This is a genomic window from Myxococcus sp. MH1 (genome assembly GCF_059738865.1).
On the sequence record NZ_AP026947.1, the window covers coordinates 2,603,692 to 2,628,285 of the forward strand.

Sequence of the window (24,594 nt, forward strand, 5' to 3'; positions counted from 1 at the left end):
GCCATGAGTCAGAGCGATGTCCGCAACCGTCGAGTCGTCCTCGCAGCGCGTCCGCGTGGGCTTCCGACGTCCACCCACTTCCGCATCGAGGAGACAGCCGTGCCGACGCCGGGCGAAGGGCAGGTGCTGCTGCGCACCCTGTCCCTGTCGCTCGACCCGTACATGCGCCCGATGATGAATGAAGTCCCTCCGGCGTATGCCGATGCTTCGGTCGCGGTGGGGGCGCCGATGGTGGGCGGCACCGTCAATCGCGTCGTCGCCTCGCGCAATCCCAGCTTCCGCGTCGGGGACCTGGTGCTCGGCAACGCGGGCTGGCAGGACTACGCGCTGTCGGATGGGCAGGACCTGGTGGCGCTCGGTGAGATGCAGCAGCCGTCGCTGGCGCTCGGGGTGCTCGGCATGCCCGGGTTCACCGCGCATGTGGGGCTGCTCGACATCGGGGAGCCGAAGGCGGGGGAGACGGTGGTGGTGGCCGCGGCGACGGGGGCGGTGGGCGCGGTGGTGGGGCAGGTCGCGAAGCTGAAGGGCGCGCGGGTGGTGGGCATCGCGGGCGGGGCGGACAAGTGCCGCTACGCCGTGGAGGTGCTGGGCTTCGACGTGTGCCTGGACCGGCGCGAGCCGAAGCTGGCCGAGCGTCTGGCCGCCGCCTGCCCGCGCGGCATCGACGTCTACTTCGAGAACGTGGGCGGTGAGGTGTTCGAGGCGGTGGTGCCGCTGCTCAACCACCACGCGCGCGTGCCGTTGTGCGGGACCATCGCCAGCTACAACGAGGACGCGCCGCCACCCGGTCCGAACCTGCTGCCGAAGGTGATGTCCGTCTTCCAGACGAAGCGCGTCCGCGCGCAGGGCTTCATCATCCTCGACCACTATGGCGCCCGCTACGACGCCTTCCGCCGGGACATGGACGCGTGGGTGGCCGAGGGCCGCGTGAAGCTGCTCGAGGACACCGTGGACGGGTTGGAGAACGCCCCGGGGGCGTTCATCGGGATGCTCCAGGGGAAGAACGTCGGCAAGCTCGTGGTGCGCGTCAGCGAGGGATGAGCTTGACGGGGAAGACGTAGCGGCTGTCCTCGGGGACCCGAGCGCCCCGGTCCCGCGGTTCGCCGACGATGCGGGTCCATTCGTCGGCCTGGTGCCTGCCTCCGAACGACGACGTCCCATGAAGATTCCAGGGCCGGAGATATTCCGGGCAGGGCCCGGAGTCCGGGTCCGCCGAGTGGTATCAGGGATGCATCAGTAATTCCATGCCGTGCAGTCGGTCGTGGTGCGCGTGACGAACTCGGCGAGGGTGCGCAGGTTCCGGACGAAGGTGCTCGTGTCGAGGTAGTCGCCGGGGGTGGCGCCGCTGCGAGGTCCACCCGGGCTGTAGGTCGTGAGCCACTTCTCGTTGTTGACGGCGGCGTCGACGGCCTGCGCCGTGTCGTAGCGCAGCTGCTGGCACGTGCGCTTCATCACGGTGGTGTCGGTCGCCAGCCGGGTGTACTCGGCGCGGAGGGCGGCCAGCTGCGAGGGGACCTCCCAGGCGTAGTTCTGGTAGGTGGGCGCCGCCGAGGAGAAGCGGACCGGATAGCCACCGGCCTTCACGGTGTAGAAGCCGATGTTCGACGGGGCCGTGTCATCGAGCTCGATGTAGCGGTGGATGAGCGTGTCGTTGGCGAAGTCGACCGTCTCCAGGTAGGCGAGGGCGGTGGCGACGGCATCGCGGTTCGCGGGGACGCTGGGGTCGAGCTGGTAGAGGCGGAGCAGGGCCCACATGACGTCCTGGCTCTCCTGGCCGGCGATGGCGGGGGCCTCCCAGCTGCGCGCCCAGCGGGGCTGCATCTGGCCGTCGTACTGCTGTGCCCACGCGGGCTGGGGCGGGGGCATCTGCGCCCGGCGCAGGAAGTCGCCGAAGGCGGCGCGCATGGACTGATACGTCGCGGCCCGGGCCGGGTAGACCTCCTGGGCCCAGTACAGCATCTCGACGAAGGCGGTCGCGAGGTTGTCGTTCAGCGTCGGGTCATCCCAGTACTCGGTGGTGTACGCATTCGCGTGGCACTGGGCCAGGCCGCAGGAGGTCCCGATGGACGGAGGGTAGCTCGCCACCAGCGCGGGCCGGGCGGCGACGGGGGCGGAGAACCCCTGGGGAAAGCCGCCGTGGGTGGGGTACTGCGAGGTCTCCATCCGCGCGCGGGCGTACGCCGAGGCGCTGGAGATGTCCGCGTTGGCGAACCCGAGCAGCTGGTCCACGCGCATCATCGCGATGAGGGCGTTCTGGGTGACCTGGTCGTCGTAGGCCGTGGTGGAGCAGCCGCCGCAGCCACAGCTCGCCGTGGTGTTGAGGTAGCATGCCCGCAGCGTCGGCGTCGGCTTGAAGTCCGCGTAGAGGCGCCAGCCTCCCGACTTCACCTGTCCGTGACGCAGCGCCATCGCCGTGTCCAGCGCGTAGGTCTTGAGCGCGGGGGTGGCGGGGTCCGCGAGGGCGGCCTCGACGAAGGCGATGGCGACGTCGGACGTGCCGGGGGACTGAATCATGATCTGCTCTTCGTCGAGCTGGATGTCCCCCCAGCGCTCGCTCAGGTTGCTGGCGTTGTGGTGCCACGCGTAGCCGCCGTGCCGCGCGACGTTGTCGTGGAAGTACTTCGCCGCGTTGCGCATGCGCCCGAGCGCCTTCGCGCGCAGCGGCGTCACGGCGGCCTGGGGCGCCTCGCCCGTCTGGGGTTCACCGTCCGGCGGGCCCTCCGTCGGAGCGCAGGCGAACAGCGAGAGGAGCGGGAGGAGCAGGAGGCTGGCGTGGTTTCTCATGGGGCGTGCTTACAGCCTCTGACAGGGGACGGGGTAGTGGCTGGGGGCGGCCGCACCCGAGGATGAGGAAGCGGACATGGACCTCGACCCTGTGGTCATCGCGGGCTCGACGCGCTTGTGAGGATTGGCGCCGGCGCGGCAATCGCAATCATGAAGCTGGGTCTGGCGTGACGCTCCCTGTTGGGGTGGATGTTTGCATTTGAGGTGAAAAGAGGGTGTGCCAGAGGGCGCCCCGTGAGGAGTCATTGACAGACGACTGTGTGAGTGGTTTGCGGCGCTCGACGGCAATCCTTGGTTTGTCCATTCAATGACCAGGCGCAAGAAGGGCGCTTCGTCTGGTCAGGGGCGCCTTCGACCTCGGGCTAGGGGAATGATGACTTCGGCGGGGTGTGTGGGACGGCGTCGAGCATCTCGCTGAGGCTTCTGTCCTCGGGGTCATACACCATCGTCGCGGGTTGTTATGGCAGCACGAGCTGCAGCGGAGTGGTCTCGTTCAGATACTGAGCCTGGGATGTGAGCAGCGGCCGGGAGGCGCTCTTGGGTGTTGGCGCCTCCTGGCGCCGGGATTCCAGTCACAATCGATTGCTAAAGACACACGCTCATGAGTCGTGCCCTGTTGCGTCATCGAGACAGGGCGCACCGGGCGTCCGGACCGACCCGGGGTCTTTCCCGTGGGAAGAAGATAGAGTTCCGCCCATGGACAGGGTCGCCCTCTTCTTCTGGCTGTGGGTGCTGTTCCTCGCGGTCAACGTGATGTGGGCGTTGGCGCAGGCGGTGGTGGCGAGCGCCCTCGGGGCTCGGCCCCTCGTGGTTCGCATCGGCTATGGGCCCCAGTTGGTGGCGTGGCGCATGGCGGGCATCGGCTGGAGCCTGCATCCCATCACCCTGGGCAGCTCCGCGTCGTTCGTGCCAGAGGCCGAGGAGGGCTCCACGGAGCCACTCAGGAGCCGGCTGCTCAAGCTGCCACCCCCGCTGCATGCACTGGCCCTGGCGGTGCCCTGGTACGTGCAGATTGGCGTCGCCATGGCGTGCCTGGGGCCCGCGGAGGGCTTCCATCAATTCACCGAGGGCTTCCCCGCCGTGTTCAACCTCTCCGCGCTGCCGGGCCGCGTGGAGCGCTTCGTCGGCCTGCTCCGTGAAGGAGAGCTGGTCCGGGCCTGGGGCATCATGAGCGCGCGGATGGCGTCCCTGAACCTGCTCCCCATCCCCTCCCTGGCGGGCGGCTACCTGATGCTCCTGCCCTGGCGTGACAAATCGCCGACGCCGACGTGGGTCCGGCCGATCGCCGCCGTCCTGCTCGCCCTCTCGCTCCTCTGGGCCGTGTGGGTCGCGTCCCTCTTCGTCAGGGCCATCCTCTAGACGCCTGTCGCCAGAAGCCAGGTCCTGCTCGCCGCGAATCCGCCCCGAGCCGTTCAGGACCTCGTCCAGCAGTGCGTCAGGCGCGACGCACGGGTGAGCCCCTCATCCGTCGTCCCCGCCGCCCGTCACCGACGTGCTTCGACGAGGACGTCACGCCCCGGAGTCACTCATGGCCTTTGACATCCTCTTCGACATGGAGACGAGCGACCCCGACGACGCGCTCACCCTCTGCCTGCTGGCCACGCACCCCGCCGTCACCCTGCGGGCGGTGACCGTGACGCCGGGCACGCTCGCCCAGGTGGGAATGGTGAGGCACCTGCTCGCGCGGGCTGGCCGGGGAGACGTGCCCGTGGGCGCGCGCAATCCGGAATCACAGAAGGAGAGCCTCTCCGCCTTCCACACGAAGTGGCTGGGACCGCTGGCTCCCGCCGCGCCGGATGCCCTGGCGCACGAGGTGCTGGCTCGCACGCTCAGGCGGTATCCCCAGGCGACGCTGTTGACGGGCGCACCGCTCCAGAACCTGCGGCTGCTCCTGGAGCACCACCCGGACGTCCACCTGCACCGGTGGGTGGCGCAGGGCGGCTTCGCGGGCGACAACGTGGTCCCTCCGGAGCACCGGCTGCCCAAGTTCGCGGGCCTGCGCACCTGCCCGACCTTCAACTTCAACGGAGACCCCAAGGGCGCGCTGCTGGCCCTGTCCTCGGACCGGGTGGGTCGCCGAGAGCTGGTGTCCAAGAACGTCACCCATGGCGTGGCCTACGACGGCGCCTTCCACGAGCGCATGAAGCCCCACGCCTCCGCGACGCCCGGGCTTACGCTCATCTTCGAAGCCATGGAGCGCTACCTGGCGCAGCGGCCCGAAGGCAAGCTCCTGCACGACCCCCTCGCCGCGTGCGCGGCCATCGACCCCGGAATCGTCACCTGGGCACAGGTGGAGGTGGTGCGCGAGCGCGGGGAGTGGGGCTCCGAGCTGGCACAAGGCACCCGGACCTTCATCTCGGTGGCCATGGACCCCGAGCGCTTCTTCCGGACCTTCGTGGGACTCGACCAGCCGCCCGCTCCACGCTGAAGCCCCGTGCCATTCGTTGTCACCTTCGGACCTCTCGGCCACGGCCGAGAGGTCCCATGCGTCTGCCGCGGTGAAGGCTCAGCAGGTCTTCCTGATGAGCGCCTGACAATGCTTGATGGCCTGGGCGATGGTGCAGCCGGTGGCCGTGCAATGCGGCCGCCCCGTATCCGGGTGCCGGCAATAGTTGAGCACCACCCAGCAGGCGAGACTGTCCTCGTCCACACTCACGTTGGCGGCATCGACATCCGGCGCCTCCTCCCCGGGCTCGGCCGACCGCTGCTCGATGACCAGCTCGCGGCCATCCTCCATGGTCATCACCTGTCCGGTCTCCGGCAGGTTCGCCTCCTCGGTGCCACAGCCGACGAGCGACAGTGTTGCCAGGAACATTCCCAGGAGCAGCTTCTTCATGGTCATGCCTTTCTTTGGACGTGAGACGCCAGCGGGCGCCGCCGGACTCTCGGATAAATCCAGCACTCCATGTCTAAGGCACGAAATAGATGAACACAAACGCGTCGGCCCGAACGGCGGGCATCAGACAATCGGGCTGTGGCATTCTGGTGAGATGTGCCGGGGAACTCGGGCGGGGCCCCGCTGTCTGCGGGGGCTACCTGCGGGGAGGCGATGTCTGTGTTTCGCGAGGTCTCACTGCTTGCGCGTGGCCACGGCGAGCGCCGTGGGAATCAGCTCGCGCATCAGGGCCACGAACTTGCGCAGCCTCGCGGGATGGAACCGCGCGGCGGGGTAGAGCAGGTACATGGGCAGGGCGGAGGCCTGCCACTCCGGCACCAGGTGGACGAGCCGGCCCTTCACGATGTCCTCGTGCAGCACCCACGCCGAGGCCACGCAGATGCCGAGCCCCTTCAGCGCCGCGCTCCGGAGCGCATAGAGACTGTCGGTGCTCAGGCGCGGCTGGAAGACGATGGGCTGGGCCTCACCCGTGGCCACGTGGGTCAATGACAGCTCGTTGCGATAGAAGGTGCGCAGCGACAGCCAGGGCAGTCGCGCCAGCTCGTCGGGGTGGGTGGGCCGGGAGCGCCCCGTCAGCACCGAGGGCGCGGCGGCGACGATGCGCGGCACCTCCGCCACGCGGATGGCCACCACGCTGGGGTCCTTCACCTCGCCGACGTGAATCGCGCAGTCGATGCCGTCCGCGATGAAGTCCACCGCGCGGTCGTGCAGCAGCCACTCGACGCTGACGCGCGGGTGCCGGTGCAGGTACTCCGTCAGCGGCTCCACCAGGAGCTGCTGGCCGAAGGCGTGGGGGACGACGACGCGCAGCGTGCCCTCCGGCTCGTCGCTCGCGCCGCGCAGGTCGGCCTCGAACATCTCCCAGTTGGCGAGCAGCTCCTTCGCCCGCTCGTAGCAGCGCGCGCCGTCCTCGGTGAGCTTCATCGCGTGGGTGGAGCGCTGCAGCAGCCGCAGGCCGAGCGAGCGCTCCAGCGCCTGGAGGCGACGGCTCACCGTGGGCTGCGTGGTGCCGAGCTGCGCGGCGGCCGAGGACAGGCTCCCGGCGTCGACGATGCGCAGGAAGGTCTGCATCAGCTCGAGCCGGTCGGCGGTGGTGGGCGGCGGCTTCGGGAGGGCACGCGGCCGAGCGGACTTGGGGGGGCGGGGCATGGCGTTATACGTGGAGCGTATATCCGCTGTGCGGACCCCGCTACTACCGTGGACCGCCGCTCTGGGACACCTTCACCTCGACTCGCAGCAACCCAGGTGAACGTCATGTCCTTCATTCGCGCTGTACATGAACCCGCCGGAAGAGGCGCGCTGCCCTCGGACGAGGCCCGCGCGCCTCGGCTCACCCTGGTGGGCCCCGGAGACTCGGGCTCGATGTCGAGGGGGCTGCGCCTGCTTTTGGCGGCGAGCGCCGGGTTCTCGGTGGCCTCGCTCTACTACAGCCAGCCGATGCTGGGGGTGATGGGCTCCTCCATCGGCGCCTCGGACACGGTGGTGGGACTCTTGCCCACGCTCACCCAGCTGGGCTACGCGCTGGGCATCCTGCTGCTGACGCCGCTGGGGGACCGCTTCGACCGGCGCCGCATCATCCTCATCAAGGTCGGCCTGCTCGCGGTGGCGCTGCTGCTCAGCGGCCTGGCGCCCGCCATCGGTCCGCTGCTGGTGGTGAGCTTCGTGGTGGGGCTCACGGCGACGGTGGCGCAGGACATCGTGCCCGCCGCGGCCACCCTGGCTCCCGAGAAGGAGCGCGGAGGTGTCGTCGGGACGGTGATGACGGGCCTGCTGCTCGGCATCCTGCTCTCGCGCGTCGTCAGCGGCGTGGTGGCCGAGCAGCTCGGCTGGCGCGCCATGTACCTGATGGCCGCGGGCAGCGTGGTGGTGATTGGCGCGGTGGTGTGGCGCGGGCTGCCGGCCTTCCGTCCGACGAGCACGCTGTCCTACGGCGCGCTGCTCGGCTCGCTCGTGGGCCTGTGGCGCAAGCACGGGGCGCTGCGCCGGGCCGCGCTGGCCCAGGGGCTGCTCTCGGTGGGCTTCAGCGCGTTCTGGTCCACGCTCGCGGTGATGCTGCATGGCGCGCCGTTCCACCTGGGCAGCGCGGCGGCGGGCGCCTTCGGCCTGGCGGGCGCGGCGGGGGCCCTGGGCGCGCCCATCGCCGGGCGCGTGTCGGACCGCTTCGGGCCCGAGCTCGTCACGCGGCTGGGCGCGGGGCTGACGGCGGTGGCGTTCGCCGCGATGTTCGCCTCACCGTGGCTCCAGCCGGATGCGCGGCTGTGGTTGTTCGGCGCCAGCGCGATTGGCTTCGACCTGGGCGTGCAGATGACGCTGGTGGCGCATCAGACGATGGTGTTCGGCATCGACCCCGCCGCGCGCAGCCGGCTCAACGCGGTGCTGTTCGTCTGCGTGTTCATCGGCATGTCGCTGGGCGCGGTGAGCGGCAGCCTCGTGCTGGCCGGGTGGGGCTGGGGCGCGGTGACGTTGCTTGCGACCGTGTCCGCGCTGGCGGCCCTGGTGGTGCGCCTGTGGTCGGCGGCTCGCTGAGTCCCAGAAAGGCGCCCTCGGCTACCAGGTGCCGAGGGTGCCAATCACGTTGCCCGTCTTCGCGTCGAAGACATCCAGCCACATCCAGTGGGGCACGTAGAGCCGGTCCCCCTGCTTGCGAAAGCTGGTGACGAGCGAGCCGTCCTTGGAGCGGGGGATGGGCACGTCCCAGACGACGGCCCCCGTCCTCACGTCCCGGCGGACCAGGTGCATGCCGCCGGCCCTCAGCCGGTAGGCCACGAAGAGGGCGTCCTCGGAGATATCGAGGGCCTCCGGCGTGGTCTCCAAGACCTGCTCGATGTCCATGTCGGCGATGGCGCCGTGCCACAGGGGCTCCTTCGCGCCCTTCTCGAACACCGCCGCCATGGGGACGCGCGTCCCCGGGTTCCGGGCGCCCAGCACCACGTCGAGCCCATGCGCCGTGTAGCGATATTGCCCTCGGAAGCCCGGGATGGGCGGGGCCTTGAGGGCGAGCGAGCACGGCAGATGGGTCTTCCGGTGGATGGCGGGGGAGCAGTCGTAGCGGCCGCGCTCGGGGGGCTGACAGTTGGGCGGAGTCTGGGAGGCGGGGCGCGCGGTCGCCGTCGTCGTGTCGAGCAGGATGTTCTGCTGGTCCATCACCGAGACCCACACGGAGGAGGTGTCCCCCTGGGGGATGCAGAGCTTGTCGGGCTTGTCTGACAGCGCCACGCGCCCCACCACCTTGCCAGTGGCCAGCTCCAGCAGGCTCACCGCCATGGCCTCCCGTCGCACCAGCCGAGGTCCCTGCCGGATGTAGCGCTCGCGGGAGGCGAGGTCCGTGGGGGCCGCGCCTTCGATGGGCACCTCCCAGAGGGGCTCGAGCGTCTTCCCGTCGAAGGCGGCCGTGGAATAGCGGTCGAACGACGTGCCGCGACGAATGGTCCCGATGATGTCGTCCGTGCCGTCCCCGTTGACGTCCGTCACCGTGGGGGTGTTGTCCATGTCCCACGCGAACCTCGGCTTCGGGGGCGGCGCGGGCGGCACCTGCGCGGTGGGGGGCGGTGGGGGTGGCTCGGCGCGCGCGGGCGGGGGCGTGTAGGAGTCGCTCGAGGACGCCATGGCGAAGAAGCCCGCCGCGGAGCCCAGCAGCATGACGGCAATCCCCGCGCCCAGGACGAGCGGCAACCTGTTGGGCCCCGTCGCTGACGGAGCTTGATAGAGCGGACGCGGAGCCTGCTCTCCCCGCGTATCGATGGACGCGTTGCAGTAGTGACAGGTGTACAACACCTGCTCGGCGACCAGGGTGAACGGCGCGTTGCACCGAGGGCAGCGTGGCGATGTGGGACGAGCGCGAGCCATTCCTTCTTCCTACCATTCCACCCCCCATGCGCCCACCCCGGCCACCTGGAAGGCGTCAGCGTGGCTCGGTAGCGTGAGGCCCATGCCCCCAGCCCATGCCCTCGTGTCCTCCGTCCTGGCGCTGTTCTCCTCGGATGTCTTCTCGCCGCACGCGGACCGCTGTGTCGCGCCCGAGCCTGCGGCCGCGCTGCGCGTGGCCAGCTTCACGCCCTCGGATTGCTCCCTGGCGCAGACCGTGCCCGGGCCGCTGTGGCAGCCCACCACGGTGCGGCGCATCCCGGTGGTGGTGCACCTCATCTCGGATGCGGCGTGCGCGAACGGCAACATCTCGGACGCGCTGGTGCACAGTCAAATCACGGTCCTCAATGAGGACTTCCGCGCGCTGACAGGGACGCCGGGGGCCGCGGGCGTGGACAGCAAGCTGGAGTTCTTCCTCGCCACCGAGGACCCCGCGGGCAACCCGACGACGGGCATCCAGCGCTATTGCAACACGACCTGGTACCAGGACCAGGGCAGCTACTGGAACACCATTGCGTGGGACCCGACGCGCTACCTGAACCTCTACACGAACAGCGCGGGCGGCTCGCGCGGGTATGTGCCGTTCCTCCCCGCGGACCCCTCGGGCGCGGTGGGGCAGCCGCAGGACCGGGTGGTCATCAACTGGCTGGCCTTCGGCCGCGTGGGGCCCGTGGTGCCGTATCACCAGGGGAGGACCGTCACGCACGAGGTGGGCCACTACCTGGGCCTGTTCCACACGTACTACGAGGGCTGTGGCATCGCCACGGCGCCGGCTTGCTACACCACGGGCGACCGCATCTGTGACACGGCGCCCAACGTCACGTCCCACAAGGGCTGCCCCGTGGGGCTCACCAGCTGTGGGGGCGCGCCCGTCCCGGTGCAGAACTACATGGAGCTGACGGATGACGCGTGCATGACGGGCTTCACCGCGGAGCAGGTGCAGCGCATGCGGTGCACCCTGGCCTCGTACCGCTCCACGCTGGCGCAATAGGGTTGTGGTATCCCGGCGTGGCATGAACGACACCTCGCCAGCACCCGGCTCCCTGCTCATCACGGCCTTCAACGGACTCGTCGCGGCGTATGAGCGCGCCAGCGGCGACACGGTGTGGACCTTCGCCGTGCCCGGCAAGTCGGTGCCGGGCGTGCGGCCCCGGCCGACGTACGCGGAGCTGCGCGAGGGGCGCGTGTTCGTGTTCTCCGGCGGGGCCGAGGGGACGTTCACGAAGAGGGGCTTCCTGGAGGTCCACGCGCTCGACGCCGGGAGCGGGCGCCTGCTCTGGGCCCAGCGCGTGGACTCCGAGCAGTCGTCGACGTTCGCCGGCGGAACGATGCTCGTCGAGCAGGGGCAGGTCATCGTCTCGCACCGGGAGACCCTGACGGCGTTCGACGCGGACTCCGGCGAGCCCCAGTGGAGCCGCGTCAGCGAGCATGGCGGCGGCGGGCTGCATTCGCCCCTGCTGCAGCTGGTCGTCGAGGGCGCGCGGGGGCGGCTCTTGACCTGAGCCCCCGGCGCTTTCGACCTGGCTACTTCTTCAGCTCGACCACCGGCGCGAAGCCGCCGTAGATCATCCGCGCGCCGTCGAACGGCATCGGGTTCTTCTCCGGGCTCATGTCGGGGTCTTCCATCATCTTCGCCATGCCGGCGTCGCGCGTGGCCTTGTCGGGCCACTCGACCCAGGAGAAGACCACCGTCTCGTCATCCTTGGCCTGCACGGCCCGGCGGAAGTCGGTGAGCTTGCCGCTCGGCACGTCGTCCCCCCAACACTCGAGCACGCGCAGGGCCCCGTACTTCATGAAGACGGGGTCGCCCTTGCGGGCGTGGTCGATGAACTTCTCCTTGTTCGCGGTCGGCACGGCGATGACGAAACCATCGATGTAGGACATGGGAGCTCCTCCAGGTGCGAGAGGGTGCCGAAAAGGCGCCTTCAAATCGGCGACGAATATCCGCTGGGAAGATCGACACGGACCCCCAATCACGTCCAGCCCGGAATTTTCCTCGTCAGGGGCTCTCCGGGCGTTGACGTGTCCGCGCCGTCCATGACGTGTCAGCGCCCTGCGTCGTCCGCCCGAGGCGGCTGAAGCCTGACACGTCAATGCCTGCCCCCGCCGCGCCGCAAGTCCTTGAAGGCAGACGAAAGGCAGTCGTGAAATTGGTGGTGCAGGGATTGCACTGGAATTCCCTGAAATAGGGCGCGGTGCCCCATCCCCTGAGAGGCAGACATGTCGCGAGTGAATCCACCCCCGATGGACCCGGGAATGGACGACGGGCTCCAGCTCGACGTCGCCATCATCGGTGCGGGCGTCTCCGGGCTCTACACGGGCTGGCGGCTGCTCGTCGGCGACCTCGCGGAGGGCGGCACGCGCCCATCCTCGGTGCACGTCTTCGAATTGAGCGAGCGATTGGGCGGCCGCATCGAGTCGGTCTTCCTGCCCGGCGTCTCCCTGGCGGCGGAGATTGGCGGCATGCGCTATCTGCAATCGCATGTCATCGTCAACTCGCTCATCTCGGAGGTCTTCTCCCAGGAGCTGACGCCCCAGGACTTCCCCCTGGGCGACGACAAGAACCACTACCGCTACCTGCGCGGCCAGCGCTTCAAGGCCGACGAGTGGGCGAACGCCCAGGCGGACCGCCGCACGTTCAAGACGCGCTACTTCCTGCCCGACGACGTGGTGGGCTTCGACTCGGACCAGCTCTTCAACAAGGTCATCTACGACGTCCTCATGGCAGACCCCTGGTTCCAGGAGCGCTACGCGAACCAGGTGAAGTTCACCCCTCCCTACGACTACTCCTTCGAGCTCACCGCCCGGGACTGGGACGACATCAAACCCAACCTGACCTACCGCAAGCCGGGGCCCTACCAGGGCAAGAAGGTCAATGATCTGGGCTTCTGGAACCTCCTCAAGGACCAGGTGGGCCAGGAGGCCTACGAGTTCCTGGCCGTGGCCGGCGGCTACTACTCCAACACCATCAACTGGAACGCCGCGGAGGCCTTTCCGTACCTCGTGGGCGACTTCTCCCTGGCGAGCGTGGAATACCAGACGCTGAACGGCGGCTATGACCAGCTGGGCAACACGCTCGCCCAGCGCTTCGTCGCCCAGGACCCGAGCGGCAAGCGCGCCCACCTCTGGGGACAGAACGGCCTGACGGCGCTCACCGCCGCGCCGGAGGGCAGCCCGTACCGGTATGTCCTCACCCTGAACAACGTCCAGAGCGGCAAGTCGTGGACGGTGTATGCCAATGCCGTGGTGCTCGCGATGCCCCGCCGCGCGCTGGAGCTGATTGGCGCGGACCGGTTCTTCACCAGGCCCCAGGTGAGCGCGCAGGTGCGCAAGAACCTGGACGCCGTCATCTCCGAGCCGTCCTTCAAGCTGCTGATGGGCTTCGAGTCCCCCTGGTGGAACCAGGAGTTCCAGGCCGTGGCGGGCGAGTCCATCACCGACCTGCCCATGCGGCAGTGCTACTACTTCGGCACCGACCCTGTGAACAGCCACTCCATCCTGCTCGCCAGCTACAACGACATGCGGACCACGCCCTTCTGGTCCGCGCTGATGGACTCGCCCCACCAGCGGCTCGAGCGCTTCAAGCCCCGGCCCACGGCCCTGGCCTCACGCGAGGCGCTGGCCCAGGTGGAGGACCTGCAGGCCCCGGCGGTGATGGTGGCGGAGGCCGTGAGCCAGCTCCAGGAGCTGCACGGGCCCGCGAACCCCGTCCCCCAGCCGTACGTCTCCTACTTCCGCAACTGGACGGAGGACCCCTATGGCGGCGGCTATCACGCGTGGCGCGCCGGGGTGAGCGTGCGGGACGTGATGCCCTTCATGCGCCGGCCGGACCCGGACGAGCACCTCCACATCTGCGGCGAGGCCTACTCGGACCAGCAGGGCTGGGTGGAGGGCGCCTTCTGCGAGGCGGAGAAGATGCTCCAGGCGCACTTCGGGCTCGCGTGGCCCGCCTGGTTGGACAGCCAGTACTACCTCGGCTGGTAACGACAGACACCCTCCTTCGAAACGAAAGCAGACGAAGACATGGACTCCTATGACGTGGTCGTCGTGGGCGCGGGCGCCATCGGTCTGTCCGCGGCCTGGTGGTGCTCGAAGGCCGGCAAGAAGGTCCTGCTGTTGGACCAGTTCGACTTCGACAACGACTTCTTCTCCTCGAAGGGCGAGTCGCGCTTCTTCCGGGTGATGTACTCGGACCCGCACCTGTCCCTGCTCGCGCAGTCCGCCTATCCGCTCTGGCGGGAGCTGGAGTCGGACAGCGGCCTGAACGGCATCCTCAACGACACCTCGCTCCTGTTCTTCGGCCCGCCCAGCGGCGTGGACACGCCCGAAGGGGACTTGAAGGACTCCGAGGCCGTCCTGGAGGAGCAGGGCCTGCCCTTCCAGCGCCTCACCGCGGCGGACTTCCCGGAGCGCTTTTCCGTGCTCCAGGGCCTGAGCGACGACGTGGTGGGCCTGGTGCAGCCCCAGGCGGGTGTCATCGCGGCGGACCGGGCGCTCCGCGCGCTCGCCGACCAGTGCCGCGAGCGGGGCGTGGACATGATTCCGCGCCGGACGGTCAGCCGCATCCAGGACGCGCCCGGCCAGGTCACCGTCACCACCGCGCAGGGGACGTACACCGGCAAGAAGCTCATCCTGGTGCCGTCCGCGTGGACCAACGGCGTGCTCGACAGCCTGAACATCCAGCTCGCGCTCGAAATCTGGAGCATGACGTATGCCTATTTCGAGGTGTCCCCGTCCCAGTACACGTATCCGCTCTGGTTCTACTTCGGCGCGCCGAAGTTCCCCGGGGACGACACGACGACGTACTACGGGCTGCCGCCGCTGTTGACGCCCGGCCGCATCAAGGTGGGCACCGACTTCACCTTCCTGAAGTCCCCGCTGCCGCCCACCTCGCCGCCCCAGGCGGACCCGCGCATGGTGGACCTGCTCAACACCTTCATGCGCGAGCACTTCCGGGGGCTGCAGTCCCTGGCGGTGGACCCGGTGGGCTGTCTCTACACGATGACGCCCGACCTGAACTTCGTGCTGGATGTCCTCCCCGGGCACCCGGACGTGCTGCTGTTCACCGGTGACACGGGGCAGGCGTTCAAGTTCGCGCCGCTGCTCGGCCGAATCCTGTCGGAGCTCGCGCTCACGGGCGTCACCCGCACCAACATCCAGCCCTTCTCCATCCAGCGGCCCGGAATCCTCCGGCCCCGCTGAGCACTCCACCCCGAAAGCACCCAGAGGTCGTCATGGCAGATACCGAGAACACCGCCAATGTCTTGATTGTCGTGGACGCGGAGAACCTCTACCTGGACTACCAGGGGAAGTTCAGCACGGACTCCAACCACCCCGTGGACCTGGGGGAGCCCACCCCGTACGTCTACATGTTCATCCGCTACGACGAGATGCTGTCGGGGCAGGCCACGGATGACCTGAACATCGTCGTCAACACCAACAACAACATCCGGTGGCGAATCACCTCGCTGACGGGCAACACGCGCTTCAGCGTCGCGCTCAACGGGTGTGACATCCTCCGGGGAGAGGGCTGCATCACGCCGCCCTTCCTCATCGAGCCCACGGTGACGGTGCCCCTGCCGTCGGTGCACGGCACCCAGGTCACGGTGGACTCGAAGCAGACGTACAAGGATGCCTACTTCCAGGCGACGGCGGTGAACCCGACGACGACGCCCGTGGTCTACACCTTCACGTTCGCCCTGGCGAACAACGACGGGAACATCCTGAGCTACTTCTCCTGGGACCCGAAGATCACCATCACCGCCTGACGCGCGGCGCGCGGGTGGATGTCTGGATTTGTCTCGACTCGAACTGGAAGGAACAGGTGCGTCATGGCGCAGGATGATGGCTTCATCGATGTTCTCACCGTGGTGGATGTGGACAAGGTGCTGAAGGTGCATGGCCCCAATGGCTCCGCGGACGAGCCGGGGGTGCCCATCTCGGACTGTGTGTACATGCTGGTGCGCAAGGACGACGCGGTGGGCATGGAGGCGATTCCCGAGCTGACCGTCGCCGCGAAGACCAGCGACACGCTGCGCTGGCGGATGGCGTCGCTGACGCTCAACACCCAGTACTCGGCGGTGCTCTACAAGATGCGCGTCTCCGGCAATGCCCAGTGCATCTCTCCGCCCCAGCCCCTGGTGTCCCATATCAAGGTGCCGGTCCCCGAGGTCGCGGGGGGACAGGTGGATGGCTACAACACCCAGCCCTACGTGGACTTCTATTTCCAGTCCACCGCGCTGCAGCCCACCGCGTCGCTGACGGACCAGAAGGTGACCTACCAGCTCTACGTCCAGGTGACGGACAACCAGGGCAACAAGGTGGGGACGTACTCGTGGGACCCGTACATCACCATCACCACCTGAGCCACGCCGCTCGACACACAGGAGATTCGTCATGAGTGACAAGATTCCCCCGCGCGTCACGGCCGCGCTCCCGGGCAGCGGCTGTCCGTTCCACCGGGGCACCGGGGCGGCCATGTTGTCCAAGGCGCCGTCCGGCAACCTGGTGCGCCCCCACGGCGTCGTGGGCCCGGCTGTCTCCAGCAAGTCCGCGCAATCCCTCACCGGCGACAACGGCCCCGTCGTCTCCGACTTCTTCCGCATGTTCCCGGACCTGCGTCCCTCCGTCTTCAACGTGGAGGACCTCCGCGCCCTCACGCTGCCGGGCGGGCCCATGGACGATGACCGGCTGGGCCCGAGCGTGCCGCAGGACAACCCCACCATCCCCGCGGGCTACACGTTCCTGGGCCAGTTCCTGGACCATGACCTGACGTTCGACGTGTTCTCGGACATCAACAGCCGGGGCACCCAGCCGAACCAGACGCGGGACGCCATCACCCCGACGTTGGACCTGGGCAACATCTACGGCCGGGGGCCGGTGCAGGACGCCTTCCTGTTCGACGCGAAGGACGGCGCCACGCTGCTGTTCGGGCGGCAGGACAACCCGGACGGGGACGTGCTGCGCAACGTCCAGGGCACGGCCATCATCGGAGACCCGCGCAACGACGACAACATGTTCGTCAATCAGCTGCACCTGGCCTTCATCAAGTTCCACAACCAGGTGGTCAAGGACCTGTCGGGCTCGTTCTCCGGGGGCGCGCTCTTCACCGAGGCCTCGAAGCGGGTGCGCTGGCACTACCAATGGATTGTCTACCATGACTTCGTGCGCCGCTTCGTCGGCGACGAGCTCTACGGCAAGCTGGTGAACCAGGGGCCGCAGTACTTCCCGCCCAACCTCCAGCAGATTCCCATCGAGTTCTCCGCCGCCGCCTACCGCATGGGGCACGCGACGATTCGGGAGACGTACACCGTCAACTCGAGCTACTCGAACGTGCAGATCTTCGACCTGCACCAGCCCGGGACGTTCCTCAGCCCCGAGAAGCGCGTGGACTGGAAGAACTTCTTCAACCTGGGCTCCGGCGTCACCCCGCAGGGCGCCAAGCTGTTCGACACGTACCTGGCCTCGGAGCTGTTGAACCTGCCGGAGGCCCTCATCCCGGGCTTCGACCATCCGCAGTATCAGGGCAAGCCGGACCCGCTGTACCTGTCGCTCGCGGGGCGCAACCTGCTGCGCCAGAACGAGTTCACCCTGCCGGCCGGCCAGACGGTCGCCGACGCGCTGGGGACGACCCGCTACGCCAACTCGCAGCTCGGCCTGCCGCAGGGGTGGGGGAGCACGGTGGCGCCGCTCTGGTACTACATCCTCAAGGAGGCGAACCTCGCCAACCAGGGTCGCTTCCTCGGGCCGGTGGGCGGACGCATCGTCGGGGAGACGTTCTTCAGCGTCCTGCTCAACGACCCCACGTCCTTCCTCCAGAACAAGGGCTGGAAGCCCACCTACGGCTCGGGCGGGGACTTCACCATCGCGGACCTGCTGCGCATCGCGGACGCGTACAAGAAGTCCTGAGCCGCGCTGCTCAAGGCGGGCCGCATGGGACCTCGTGTTCCGTCCCATGCGGCCCGGAGTGTCCCCGGAGGCACACGGGATGTGTATCGATTTGTAGATGCAATCAAGTTGCTATATTGCGGGTGACTCCGTTATGGGAGTCTCCATGCTTGAAGCGAGGAACCTGTCCAAGCGCTACGGCGCGCATCTGGCGCTCGAGGGGCTGGACCTGTCCATCCAGGCGGGTGAGGTGTTCTGCCTGCTGGGGGCGAACGGCGCGGGCAAGACGACGACGCTGAACCTCTTCCTGGGCTTCATCGAGCCCACGGGCGGGGAGGCGCGCGTCGCGGGGCTGGAGGTGCGTCACCACGAGGCCCAGGTGCGCGGGCTGCTCGCCTACGTGCCGGAGCTGGTGATGCTCTACCCCCGGCTGACGGGGCGGGAGAACCTGGCCTACTTCAACACGCTGGCGGGACGGCCGGCGCTGTCCACGCTGGAGTCCACGGACTGGCTCGCCCGCGCGGGGCTGCAGCCGGAGGCGATGGACGTGCCCGTGGGGCGCTATTCCAAGGGCATGCGGCAGAAGGTGGGCATCGCCATCGCGCTGGCCAAGGGGGCGAAGGCGTTGCTCCTGGACGAGCCGACGTCGGGCCTGGACCCGCTGGCCTCCAACGAGCTGTCGGAGCTGCTCCTGCGCTTGAGCGGCGAGGGGATGGCGGTGCTGATGGCGACGCATGACCTGTTCCGCGCGAAGGAGTCCGGCACGCGCGTGGGCATCATGAAGTCGGGCCGGCTGGTGGAGACGCGCGCCACGCGGGAATTGGGGCACGCGGAGCTGGAGCAGCTGTACCTGACGCACATGCGGGGCTGAGGACGCACGAATGATTCGGGCCATCGCACGCAAGGAATGGGTGGAGCTGTCGCGGGACGGGCGCTTCCGGACCGCGGGGATGTTGGTGGGGCTGCTGGCCGTCGTGGGGCTGGCGATGGGCGCGCTGCACGTGCGCGAGTCGCGCGCCGAGCGCGAGGCGGGCGCGCGGCTGACGCGTCAGCACTGGCTGGAGCAGGGGGAGAAGAACCCCCACTCGGCGGCGCACTACGGCGTCTGGGCCTTCAAGCCCGAGTCCGTCCTGGCCGCGTTCGACCGGGGCGTGGAGCCGTACCTGGGCGTGGCCGTCTACCTGGAGGCGCACAAGCGCAACCTCACCCAGCACCGCCCCGCGACGGACGCCACCGCCGTGGCCCGCTTCGGAGAGCTCACCGGCGCCGGAGTGCTCCAGCTCCTCCTGCCGCTGCTCATCATCCTGTTGACCTACTCCGCCTTCACGGCCGAGCGGGAGCAGGGCACCCTCCGCCTGTTGTTGAGCACCGGCGTGCGGCGTCACCAGCTCGTGCTGGGCAAGGCGCTGGGCGTGGGGCTGGCGCTGGCGGCGCTGCTGGTGCCGCTCGTCGTCGTGGGGCTGGGCCTGGTGGTGGGGCTGGGCGGGGGCCTGGATGTCTCGTGGGGAGACCTGCTGGGGCGCCTGTCGGTGTTGTCGCTGGGGTATGGGCTGTACCTGGCGGGCTTCGTGTTCCTGGGGCTGGCGGTGAGCGCGTGGGCGCGCACGTCGCGCGGCGCGCTGGTGGTGCTGCTGGCGGTGTGGATGCTCAACGCGCTGCTGGTGCCCCGGCTCGCGGCGGACGCGGCCCGGACGTGGGCGCCGGTGCCGACGGCGCAGGACTTCGCGCGCAGGCTCGCGGAGGACTACGAGAAGGGGCTGAGCGGGCATGACTCGGCGGACGCGCGGCAGGTGGCGCTGGAGCGCGAGACGCTGGCTCGCTACGGGGTGGACTCGGTGGAGGCGCTCCCCGTGAACTTCCGGGGCATCGCGCTCCAGGCGGGTGAGGAGTACAGCAGCAAGGTGGCGGCGGTGCGCTTCGGGGAGCTGCGGGAGCGCTATGCGTCCCAGGAGCGGCTGCACCGCGCCTTCGCGCCGCTGTCGCCCATGCTCGCGCTCCGGCAGGTGTCCGCGTCGCTCGCGCGCACGGACCTGTCCGCGCACCTGCGCTTCACCGAGCAGGCGGAGGACTACCGGCAGGCGCTGGTGAAGCGGATGAACGATGACGTCGCGTTCCGCTCGAAGCACGGCGACGCCAACTACAAGGCGGATGCGTCCTTGTGGCGGCAGGTGCCGGAGCTGCGCCTGGAGGCGGAGCGACTGACGGATGCGCTTTCGTCCCAGGTTCCGGGGCTCTTATTGCTCGGGCTCTGGTTGTCGTGGACCACGGCGTTCGCCCTGCGCGCCGGCGCACGCCTGAGCGCGCTGTGAGGCACGAGCCCATGAACATGTCCCTGCTCCGACACGAGTGGTTCCTGCTTCGCAAGGACCGGATGCTCCTCTTCGCCGCCGCGCTCCTGCTCGGGCTGATGGCGTTGGGCCTCTACAACGGCTGGCGCTTCACCCAGGACCTGCGCGCCCATCAACAAGCGCTGCTCACCCAGGAGGCCCTGCGACGCGACCAGCTCGCGGCCCAGGCCGAGGCGCTGCGTCAGGGGCAGGGGACCGCGCCCCCCGCCTGGAAGAGCCCCACGATGCCGGTGCCGGTGGGCAACTTCCTCGTCCAGCCCGAGGCGCTCCTGCCTCCGGGGCCGCTGAGCGTCTTCACGGTGGGCCAGATGGACCTGCTGCCGTCGTCCTACCAGGTGTCACTGCAGGGCCGCCTCACGGACTTCGCGCGCGAGACGCTGGAGCACCCGGCGCACCTGGCCACCGGGACGCTGGATGTGTCGTTCGTGCTGCTCTACCTGCTGCCCTTGTTCGCGCTCGCGTTCTCGTTCGACCTGGTGTCCCGTGAGCGCGAGGACGGCACGCTCCGGTTGGTGCTGGTGCAGGCCACGGGGCTTCGGGGCTGGGCGCTGCGCAGGCTCGCCGTTCGCGCGGCGGTACTCCTGAGCCTGTGTGTGCTCGCGGGCCTCGCGGGGCATGTGCTGACGGGAGGAGGTGGCGGGCTGCCGAGGCTCCTGGGGTGGCTGGCGTTGGTGGTGGGCTATGGGGCGTTCTGGTTCTGTCTGGCGCTGGCGGTGAACGCGCGGGCCCTGAGCTCCGCCACCAATGCGCTGGTGCTGGTGGGCGTGTGGTTGTTGCTCGTGGTGGTGGTGCCCGCCGCGGCGCAGCTCGGCGTGAGCGCGCTGTATCCGGTGCCCTCGCGCGTGGCGTTGGTGGGGGCGACCCGCGACGCCTCGCTGGATGCGCAGCGGCGGGGAAGCGAAGTGCTGTCCGCCTACTTCGAGGACCATCCGGAGCTGGCGCCGAAGGGGACCCGGACGGAGGGCTACTGGCCCACCGCGCTGGCGGTGCAGGACGAGGCGGCCCGGGCCACCGCCCCCGTGGTCGCGGCCTTCCAGTCGCAGTTGGACGCGCAGCAGTCCGCGCTGGAGCTGCTGCGCTTCGTGTCCCCCGCGCTGGCCTTCCAGCAGGCGCTCCAGGACGTGGCGGGGACCGGTGGAGCACGGCACGCGCACTTCCTGCGGCAGGTGGACCGCTTCCACGCCTCGTGGCGCGAGGCCCTGTTGCCGCGAGTCTTCGCGGGCGACACGCTGGGCGCGGCGGACCATGCGCGACTGCCGCGCTTCGCCTATGTCGAGCAGCCCGGTGCCGACGTCGTCCCGCGGGTGGCCCTGGGGTTCCTCGCGCTCGCGTGGCCCACGTTGCTGGCCCTGGGGTTGGGGCTGCTGTGGCTGGGCCGTCCCCGGTTGTCGTGAGCGAAGGGGCGCTTCAGCGTCGCGCCTTGTGCTGGCCCGCGTTGGTGGCGTCCGCGCGCAGGCACATCACCGAGTAGAGGTTCATCGTGTAGAGGTTGTTCTCCGGCGCCAGGTCGGAGGCCTTTTGGAACAGGGCCGTGGCGCGCTCGTAGTCCCGGTGGTGGTTCAGCAGAATCATCCCCAGGCGGTTGTAGAGCGGCGCGGGGTGGGGGAGCAGGCCGATGCCTCGCTCCAGCAGCTCGATGGCCTCCGCCCACCGTCCCGCCTGCTCCAGCCGGATGACGCGCTGGAGGACATCCTCGTTGGCGTCTTCGACGAAGGGCTTGGGCACCGCGCGTCCGGCCTGCGTCGCCTGTGGGACGGGCGGAGGCGTCGGCTCGGCCGGGACGGAGGCCGCGCGGGCTGTCGGCGCGGGGGGCTCGTAGAGCCGGGTGACGCCCCGCTCGCCCAGCGATGCGAAGAGCGCGCGCAGCTCCACCTCCGCGAGCTGGGTGATGAGCGACAGGTCCGACAGCGACGTTTGCCCGTCGACGAGGGAGAGCACATACGCCTCGAAGGGGCTGAGCCGCAGGTTCGTCACGCTCAGGCCACCCACCAGGAACGGCCGGGCCTGTGAGCCCTCCTGGGCCGCGTCGAACGGCGCCACCCGCGTGGTCTCCGACTGCGGAGCGCGCGGGGTGCCCGAGGTGCCCTGTCGCTCGGGCTGCGTCAGGAGCGCGCGGACGAGGGAGACGTTGTCGCGGGGCGGCAGGTCCTCGACGTGGCGCACCAGCAGCAGCTCACAGCGGGGGCACTGGAAGTCCTTGGGGAGCGTGGGCGCGCCGCAGTGGGGGCAGGCCTCGTCCTCCGGCGGGTGCTCGAAGGCGTCCGCCACCGCGTAGTAGTGCTTGCGGATGGCCGCGCGGATGGACCTGCGCACCGCGATGAAGGGCAGCACCTGCGTGACGCCCACGGTGCGGACAATCTCCTCCAGCGCGCGCTGGCGCTGCGGCTCCGCGATGGCCACGTAGAGAACGCCTTGCGCCAGTCGCAGGGGCATGAAGTCGAAGCCCTCCGCCAGGCGCACGGGGACCTTCTCCAGCAGGGCGGGGTCCACCTTCGCCAGGCTCAGCTTCTCGGTGGAGACGAAGCGCGTCGAGAGCGTCTGCGCCAGCAGCCTCAGCACCGGCGTCTCGTCCACGCCCAGCCGCACCAGGCATTCACCCAGCTTCTGGCCCGTCTCCTGTTGATGCGCGAGCGCTCGCGACAACAGCTCCGGCGTCAACACGCCTTCCAGCACCAGCCGCTCGCCGAGTCTCCGCGTCATGCGGCGGATTCAAGGACGGCATCCCTCGTCCCGTCCACCTCGGAGAAGGTCTTGTCGTCGGACCGCCGGGGGAGGCGGCCTTCCTGAATCGTGACTCAGGTCTCACCCGAGAGGCTTCCTATGATTCCGCGCGCTTATGGGCCGCGGACCGGGAGGCACCTGGGCGGGGCCGAGGGGACTCGCCTCCAAGGGGCGTCGTCCACCGCCGGAATCGAGGCGCTCACCGATGCCGGGCGGCGCTTCGCAGATGTGCGGCACATGGGGGAGCGGGTTCCGGAATCCTCCGCGCATGCGACCTTCCCGTTCCCTCCTGCTGTGGGTGGCCCTCGTCTCGTGGGGTCTGGTGGTTCCCGTTGCCCGCGCCCAACCGGTGCGAGAGACGCGGGCCCAGCGTCACGCCCGCATCGATGCGCTCTTCGCCACCTGGCGTGGCAAGGCGTCGCCCGGTTGTGGCGTGGGCGTCTCGCGCGACGGCGTGCGCGACTACGTGAAGGGCCATGGCCTGGCGAACCTGGAGTTCGGTGTGCCGCTCACGCCTCGCTCCTCGTTCAACCTGGCGTCCATCACCAAGCAGTTCGTCGCGTTCTCCATCGGCTTGTTGGCGCAGGAGGGGAAGCTGTCGCTGGATGATGATGTGCGCAAGCACGTGCCGGAGCTGCCCGACCACGGCAGGCGCATCACCGTCGCGCACCTGATGCACCACCTCAACGGGCTGCGCGAACAGGGCCAGCTGCTCTCCCTGGCGGGATGGCGCGGCGAGGACCTGTACACCGAGGAGGATGTCCTCTGGGTCCAGTCGCGGCAGCGCGGGGTGAACTTCGCTGCGGGCGAGGAGGTTCTCTATGGCAATGCCGCGTACTCGCTGCTGGGCATCATCGTGCGGCGCGTGTCCGGCAAGTCGCTGCGGGCGTTCGCCGACGAGCGCATCTTCAAGCCGCTCGGCATGGTGGACACCTCGTTCCGGGATGACCTGGCGCCGCCCATCCCCCAGCGCGTGACAGGGTACATGCCCCGCGCGGAAGGGGGGTGGCGGTTGAGCTCGGCGGACCTCGGGTACAACGGCACGAGCGCGGTGTACTCGTCGGTGAACGACCTGCTGACGTGGCAGCAGAACCTGCTCGATGGCCGCCTGGGTGGGACGGCGCTGCGGGACCTGCTCCAGACCTCGGGTCGATTGAACGACGGCCGGGAGACGGGCTACGGCGGCGGGCTGCGGCTGGGGGCGTATCGGGGCCTGCGCACGGTGACCCATGATGGGTACGTGGCGGGCTTCCGCACGGAGAGCATCCTCTTCCCCGAGCAGAAGCTGGCCATCACCGTGTTGTGCAACGACGGGAAGATCGACCCGACGGTGCTCGCGCGGAAGGTGGCCGAGGTGTACCTGGGCAACCTCCTGAAGGACACGACTCCGCCCGCCGTGGTGGTGCCCGCGGAGGAGCTGGCGGCGCTGGCCGGCAACTACTGGAGCCCCCAGACGGACGAGGTGGTGCGGCTGGAGGTGAAGGACGGCGCGCTGCGCGAGGTGGGCGCCACCGCGGCGCTGACTCCCATCGGCCAGGGGGCGTTCCGGCCGGCCGAGCCGACGCCCGGGGTCTGGCGCTTCAACGCGTCGGCGGCGCCGGGTGCGACCGCGCTGGGCATCCAGGACTTCTGGCCGACGACGCGAGAGTTCGTCCGGGTGCGCGAGCCGATGCCCACGGTGGGCGAGCTGGAGGCCCTGGTCGGGCAGTACCGCAGCGACGAGGTGGACATGACGTACACGGTGCGGCTCGTCGACGGGAAGCTGGCGCTGAGCTGGTTCCGTCGCGACGACCTCCTGCTCGAGCCCGTGGGGGGCAACCGCTTCGTGAGCTCGTTCGGCGCGGTGTCCTTCACGAAGGGGTCGTCAGGTGGCGTCGATGGCATGTTGGTGAGCAGCCGGCGCCTACGTCGCTTCCGTGCCGAACGCGTGTCGCGGGGCGCTCCTGTGCCCTCCGCGGGCACCAGCGCTCCCGGTCCTCGCTGACGCGTCGCGCGGGCATGTATTTGATTGCATGGGAATCGTACAGCGCGCTGCTGGCTTCCCCGGGAAATGCACAGCCGACGATGACCAGGATTCACCAGGGCTTCGTATCT

Annotated in this window: 21 protein-coding genes; 15 read left to right on the forward strand and 6 right to left on the reverse strand. The window is 69.3% G+C overall.

Annotation, left to right across the window (positions count from 1 at the left end; all coding sequences use genetic code 11):
- Positions 1 to 3: 3 nt before the first annotated feature.
- Positions 4 to 1,041: an NADPH-dependent curcumin/dihydrocurcumin reductase gene (gene curA / locus AC6JA9_RS10660; RefSeq protein ID WP_408891340.1), complete on the forward strand. Its 1,038-nt coding sequence runs from the start codon at positions 4 to 6 to the stop codon at positions 1,039 to 1,041.
- A gap of 192 nt (positions 1,042 to 1,233) precedes the next feature.
- Here curA and AC6JA9_RS10665 read toward each other — a convergent pair whose 3' ends face one another.
- Positions 1,234 to 2,784 (reverse strand): pectate lyase, encoded by a 1,551-nt coding sequence (locus AC6JA9_RS10665; RefSeq protein ID WP_223752030.1) that lies wholly within the window; start codon positions 2,782 to 2,784, stop codon positions 1,234 to 1,236.
- A 696-nt stretch (positions 2,785 to 3,480) separates the two neighbouring features.
- Here AC6JA9_RS10665 and AC6JA9_RS10670 point away from each other — a divergent pair.
- Positions 3,481 to 4,143 carry a hypothetical protein gene (locus tag AC6JA9_RS10670; protein ID WP_223750212.1) on the forward strand — a complete coding sequence of 221 codons (663 nt, stop codon included), beginning with the start codon at positions 3,481 to 3,483 and terminating at the stop codon, positions 4,141 to 4,143.
- A gap of 169 nt (positions 4,144 to 4,312) precedes the next feature.
- A complete protein-coding gene (locus AC6JA9_RS10675) occupies positions 4,313 to 5,212 on the forward strand; it encodes a nucleoside hydrolase (protein ID WP_223785448.1) in 900 nt (299 codons plus the stop codon).
- A gap of 78 nt (positions 5,213 to 5,290) precedes the next feature.
- Here AC6JA9_RS10675 and AC6JA9_RS10680 read toward each other — a convergent pair whose 3' ends face one another.
- The gene (locus tag AC6JA9_RS10680; protein ID WP_408891337.1) at positions 5,291 to 5,620 is read right to left on the reverse strand and encodes a hypothetical protein; all 330 of its coding nucleotides are present in this window, start codon (positions 5,618 to 5,620) and stop codon (positions 5,291 to 5,293) included.
- Positions 5,621 to 5,854: 234 nt separating this feature from the next.
- Complete coding sequence (locus AC6JA9_RS10685) at positions 5,855 to 6,829, reverse strand: LysR family transcriptional regulator (RefSeq protein ID WP_223750215.1); 975 nt, start codon at positions 6,827 to 6,829, stop codon at positions 5,855 to 5,857.
- 105 nt (positions 6,830 to 6,934) lie between these two features.
- Between AC6JA9_RS10685 and AC6JA9_RS10690 the strand changes: the two genes are divergently transcribed.
- A complete protein-coding gene (locus AC6JA9_RS10690; protein WP_497959615.1) occupies positions 6,935 to 8,206 on the forward strand; it encodes an MFS transporter in 1,272 nt (423 codons plus the stop codon).
- 21 nt (positions 8,207 to 8,227) lie between these two features.
- Here AC6JA9_RS10690 and AC6JA9_RS10695 read toward each other — a convergent pair whose 3' ends face one another.
- Entirely contained in the window at positions 8,228 to 9,526 is a 1,299-nt protein-coding gene (locus AC6JA9_RS10695) for a hypothetical protein (protein ID WP_497959616.1), read from the reverse strand.
- 82 nt (positions 9,527 to 9,608) lie between these two features.
- Between AC6JA9_RS10695 and AC6JA9_RS10700 the strand changes: the two genes are divergently transcribed.
- Positions 9,609 to 10,535: a zinc metalloprotease gene (locus tag AC6JA9_RS10700; protein WP_497959617.1), complete on the forward strand. Its 927-nt coding sequence runs from the start codon at positions 9,609 to 9,611 to the stop codon at positions 10,533 to 10,535.
- A gap of 22 nt (positions 10,536 to 10,557) precedes the next feature.
- Positions 10,558 to 11,046 carry an outer membrane protein assembly factor BamB family protein gene (locus AC6JA9_RS10705; RefSeq protein WP_497959618.1) on the forward strand — a complete coding sequence of 163 codons (489 nt, stop codon included), beginning with the start codon at positions 10,558 to 10,560 and terminating at the stop codon, positions 11,044 to 11,046.
- A 22-nt stretch (positions 11,047 to 11,068) separates the two neighbouring features.
- On the opposite strand, the gene AC6JA9_RS10710 is transcribed toward AC6JA9_RS10705, so the two are convergent.
- Positions 11,069 to 11,428, reverse strand: coding sequence for a DUF1428 domain-containing protein (locus tag AC6JA9_RS10710; protein ID WP_223750220.1), 360 nt, complete (start codon positions 11,426 to 11,428; stop codon positions 11,069 to 11,071).
- 336 nt (positions 11,429 to 11,764) lie between these two features.
- Here AC6JA9_RS10710 and AC6JA9_RS10715 point away from each other — a divergent pair, with 336 nt between their 5' ends.
- The 8 genes from AC6JA9_RS10715 to AC6JA9_RS10750 all read left to right on the forward strand — a co-directional run bounded on the left by AC6JA9_RS10715 (position 11,765) and on the right by AC6JA9_RS10750 (position 21,173).
- Positions 11,765 to 13,528 carry a flavin monoamine oxidase family protein gene (locus AC6JA9_RS10715; RefSeq protein WP_497959619.1) on the forward strand — a complete coding sequence of 588 codons (1,764 nt, stop codon included), beginning with the start codon at positions 11,765 to 11,767 and terminating at the stop codon, positions 13,526 to 13,528.
- A gap of 39 nt (positions 13,529 to 13,567) precedes the next feature.
- Entirely contained in the window at positions 13,568 to 14,746 is a 1,179-nt protein-coding gene (locus tag AC6JA9_RS10720) for an FAD-dependent oxidoreductase (protein WP_223785456.1), read from the forward strand.
- Positions 14,747 to 14,778: 32 nt separating this feature from the next.
- Positions 14,779 to 15,312, forward strand: coding sequence for an AidA/PixA family protein (locus tag AC6JA9_RS10725; protein WP_223750223.1), 534 nt, complete (start codon positions 14,779 to 14,781; stop codon positions 15,310 to 15,312).
- Between the two features lie 63 nt (positions 15,313 to 15,375).
- Positions 15,376 to 15,909 carry an AidA/PixA family protein gene (locus AC6JA9_RS10730; RefSeq protein ID WP_223750224.1) on the forward strand — a complete coding sequence of 178 codons (534 nt, stop codon included), beginning with the start codon at positions 15,376 to 15,378 and terminating at the stop codon, positions 15,907 to 15,909.
- Positions 15,910 to 15,940: 31 nt separating this feature from the next.
- Positions 15,941 to 17,452, forward strand: a complete 1,512-nt coding sequence (locus AC6JA9_RS10735; protein ID WP_223750225.1) for a peroxidase family protein — start codon at positions 15,941 to 15,943, stop codon at positions 17,450 to 17,452.
- 145 nt (positions 17,453 to 17,597) lie between these two features.
- Positions 17,598 to 18,302 (forward strand): ABC transporter ATP-binding protein, encoded by a 705-nt coding sequence (locus AC6JA9_RS10740; protein ID WP_408891332.1) that lies wholly within the window; start codon positions 17,598 to 17,600, stop codon positions 18,300 to 18,302.
- Between the two features lie 10 nt (positions 18,303 to 18,312).
- Positions 18,313 to 19,740 carry a DUF3526 domain-containing protein gene (locus tag AC6JA9_RS10745; protein ID WP_408891331.1) on the forward strand — a complete coding sequence of 476 codons (1,428 nt, stop codon included), beginning with the start codon at positions 18,313 to 18,315 and terminating at the stop codon, positions 19,738 to 19,740.
- A gap of 17 nt (positions 19,741 to 19,757) precedes the next feature.
- Positions 19,758 to 21,173, forward strand: a complete 1,416-nt coding sequence (locus AC6JA9_RS10750; protein WP_408891330.1) for a DUF3526 domain-containing protein — start codon at positions 19,758 to 19,760, stop codon at positions 21,171 to 21,173.
- A 13-nt stretch (positions 21,174 to 21,186) separates the two neighbouring features.
- Here AC6JA9_RS10750 and AC6JA9_RS10755 read toward each other — a convergent pair whose 3' ends face one another.
- Positions 21,187 to 22,479: a GspE/PulE/PilB domain-containing protein gene (locus AC6JA9_RS10755; RefSeq protein ID WP_223785461.1), complete on the reverse strand. Its 1,293-nt coding sequence runs from the start codon at positions 22,477 to 22,479 to the stop codon at positions 21,187 to 21,189.
- Between the two features lie 289 nt (positions 22,480 to 22,768).
- Between AC6JA9_RS10755 and AC6JA9_RS10760 the strand changes: the two genes are divergently transcribed.
- The gene (locus tag AC6JA9_RS10760) at positions 22,769 to 24,484 is read left to right on the forward strand and encodes a serine hydrolase domain-containing protein (protein ID WP_497959620.1); all 1,716 of its coding nucleotides are present in this window, start codon (positions 22,769 to 22,771) and stop codon (positions 24,482 to 24,484) included.
- The last annotated feature ends 110 nt before the right edge of the window (positions 24,485 to 24,594 follow it).

Bases quoted from the DNA above. Each gene is read 5' to 3' on its own strand.
- AC6JA9_RS10745 (WP_408891331.1), top strand. From the start codon at position 18,313: ATGATTCGGGCCATCGCACGCAAGGAATGGGTGGAGCTGTCGCGGGAC.
- AC6JA9_RS10750 (WP_408891330.1), top strand. From the start codon at position 19,758: ATGTCCCTGCTCCGACACGAGTGGTTCCTGCTTCGCAAGGACCGGATG.
- AC6JA9_RS10675 (WP_223785448.1), top strand. From the start codon at position 4,313: ATGGCCTTTGACATCCTCTTCGACATGGAGACGAGCGACCCCGACGAC.
- AC6JA9_RS10760 (WP_497959620.1), top strand. From the start codon at position 22,769: ATGCGACCTTCCCGTTCCCTCCTGCTGTGGGTGGCCCTCGTCTCGTGG.
- AC6JA9_RS10735 (WP_223750225.1), top strand. From the start codon at position 15,941: ATGAGTGACAAGATTCCCCCGCGCGTCACGGCCGCGCTCCCGGGCAGC.
- AC6JA9_RS10710 (WP_223750220.1), bottom strand. From the start codon at position 11,428: ATGTCCTACATCGATGGTTTCGTCATCGCCGTGCCGACCGCGAACAAG.
- AC6JA9_RS10705 (WP_497959618.1), top strand. From the start codon at position 10,558: ATGAACGACACCTCGCCAGCACCCGGCTCCCTGCTCATCACGGCCTTC.
- AC6JA9_RS10670 (WP_223750212.1), top strand. From the start codon at position 3,481: ATGGACAGGGTCGCCCTCTTCTTCTGGCTGTGGGTGCTGTTCCTCGCG.
- AC6JA9_RS10720 (WP_223785456.1), top strand. From the start codon at position 13,568: ATGGACTCCTATGACGTGGTCGTCGTGGGCGCGGGCGCCATCGGTCTG.
- AC6JA9_RS10665 (WP_223752030.1), bottom strand. From the start codon at position 2,784: ATGAGAAACCACGCCAGCCTCCTGCTCCTCCCGCTCCTCTCGCTGTTC.
- AC6JA9_RS10685 (WP_223750215.1), bottom strand. From the start codon at position 6,829: ATGCCCCGCCCCCCCAAGTCCGCTCGGCCGCGTGCCCTCCCGAAGCCG.
- AC6JA9_RS10690 (WP_497959615.1), top strand. From the start codon at position 6,935: ATGTCCTTCATTCGCGCTGTACATGAACCCGCCGGAAGAGGCGCGCTG.
- AC6JA9_RS10730 (WP_223750224.1), top strand. From the start codon at position 15,376: ATGGCGCAGGATGATGGCTTCATCGATGTTCTCACCGTGGTGGATGTG.
- AC6JA9_RS10755 (WP_223785461.1), bottom strand. From the start codon at position 22,479: ATGACGCGGAGACTCGGCGAGCGGCTGGTGCTGGAAGGCGTGTTGACG.
- AC6JA9_RS10725 (WP_223750223.1), top strand. From the start codon at position 14,779: ATGGCAGATACCGAGAACACCGCCAATGTCTTGATTGTCGTGGACGCG.
- AC6JA9_RS10680 (WP_408891337.1), bottom strand. From the start codon at position 5,620: ATGAAGAAGCTGCTCCTGGGAATGTTCCTGGCAACACTGTCGCTCGTC.
- AC6JA9_RS10695 (WP_497959616.1), bottom strand. From the start codon at position 9,526: ATGGCTCGCGCTCGTCCCACATCGCCACGCTGCCCTCGGTGCAACGCG.
- AC6JA9_RS10700 (WP_497959617.1), top strand. From the start codon at position 9,609: ATGCCCCCAGCCCATGCCCTCGTGTCCTCCGTCCTGGCGCTGTTCTCC.
- AC6JA9_RS10740 (WP_408891332.1), top strand. From the start codon at position 17,598: ATGCTTGAAGCGAGGAACCTGTCCAAGCGCTACGGCGCGCATCTGGCG.
- AC6JA9_RS10715 (WP_497959619.1), top strand. From the start codon at position 11,765: ATGTCGCGAGTGAATCCACCCCCGATGGACCCGGGAATGGACGACGGG.
- curA (WP_408891340.1), top strand. From the start codon at position 4: ATGAGTCAGAGCGATGTCCGCAACCGTCGAGTCGTCCTCGCAGCGCGT.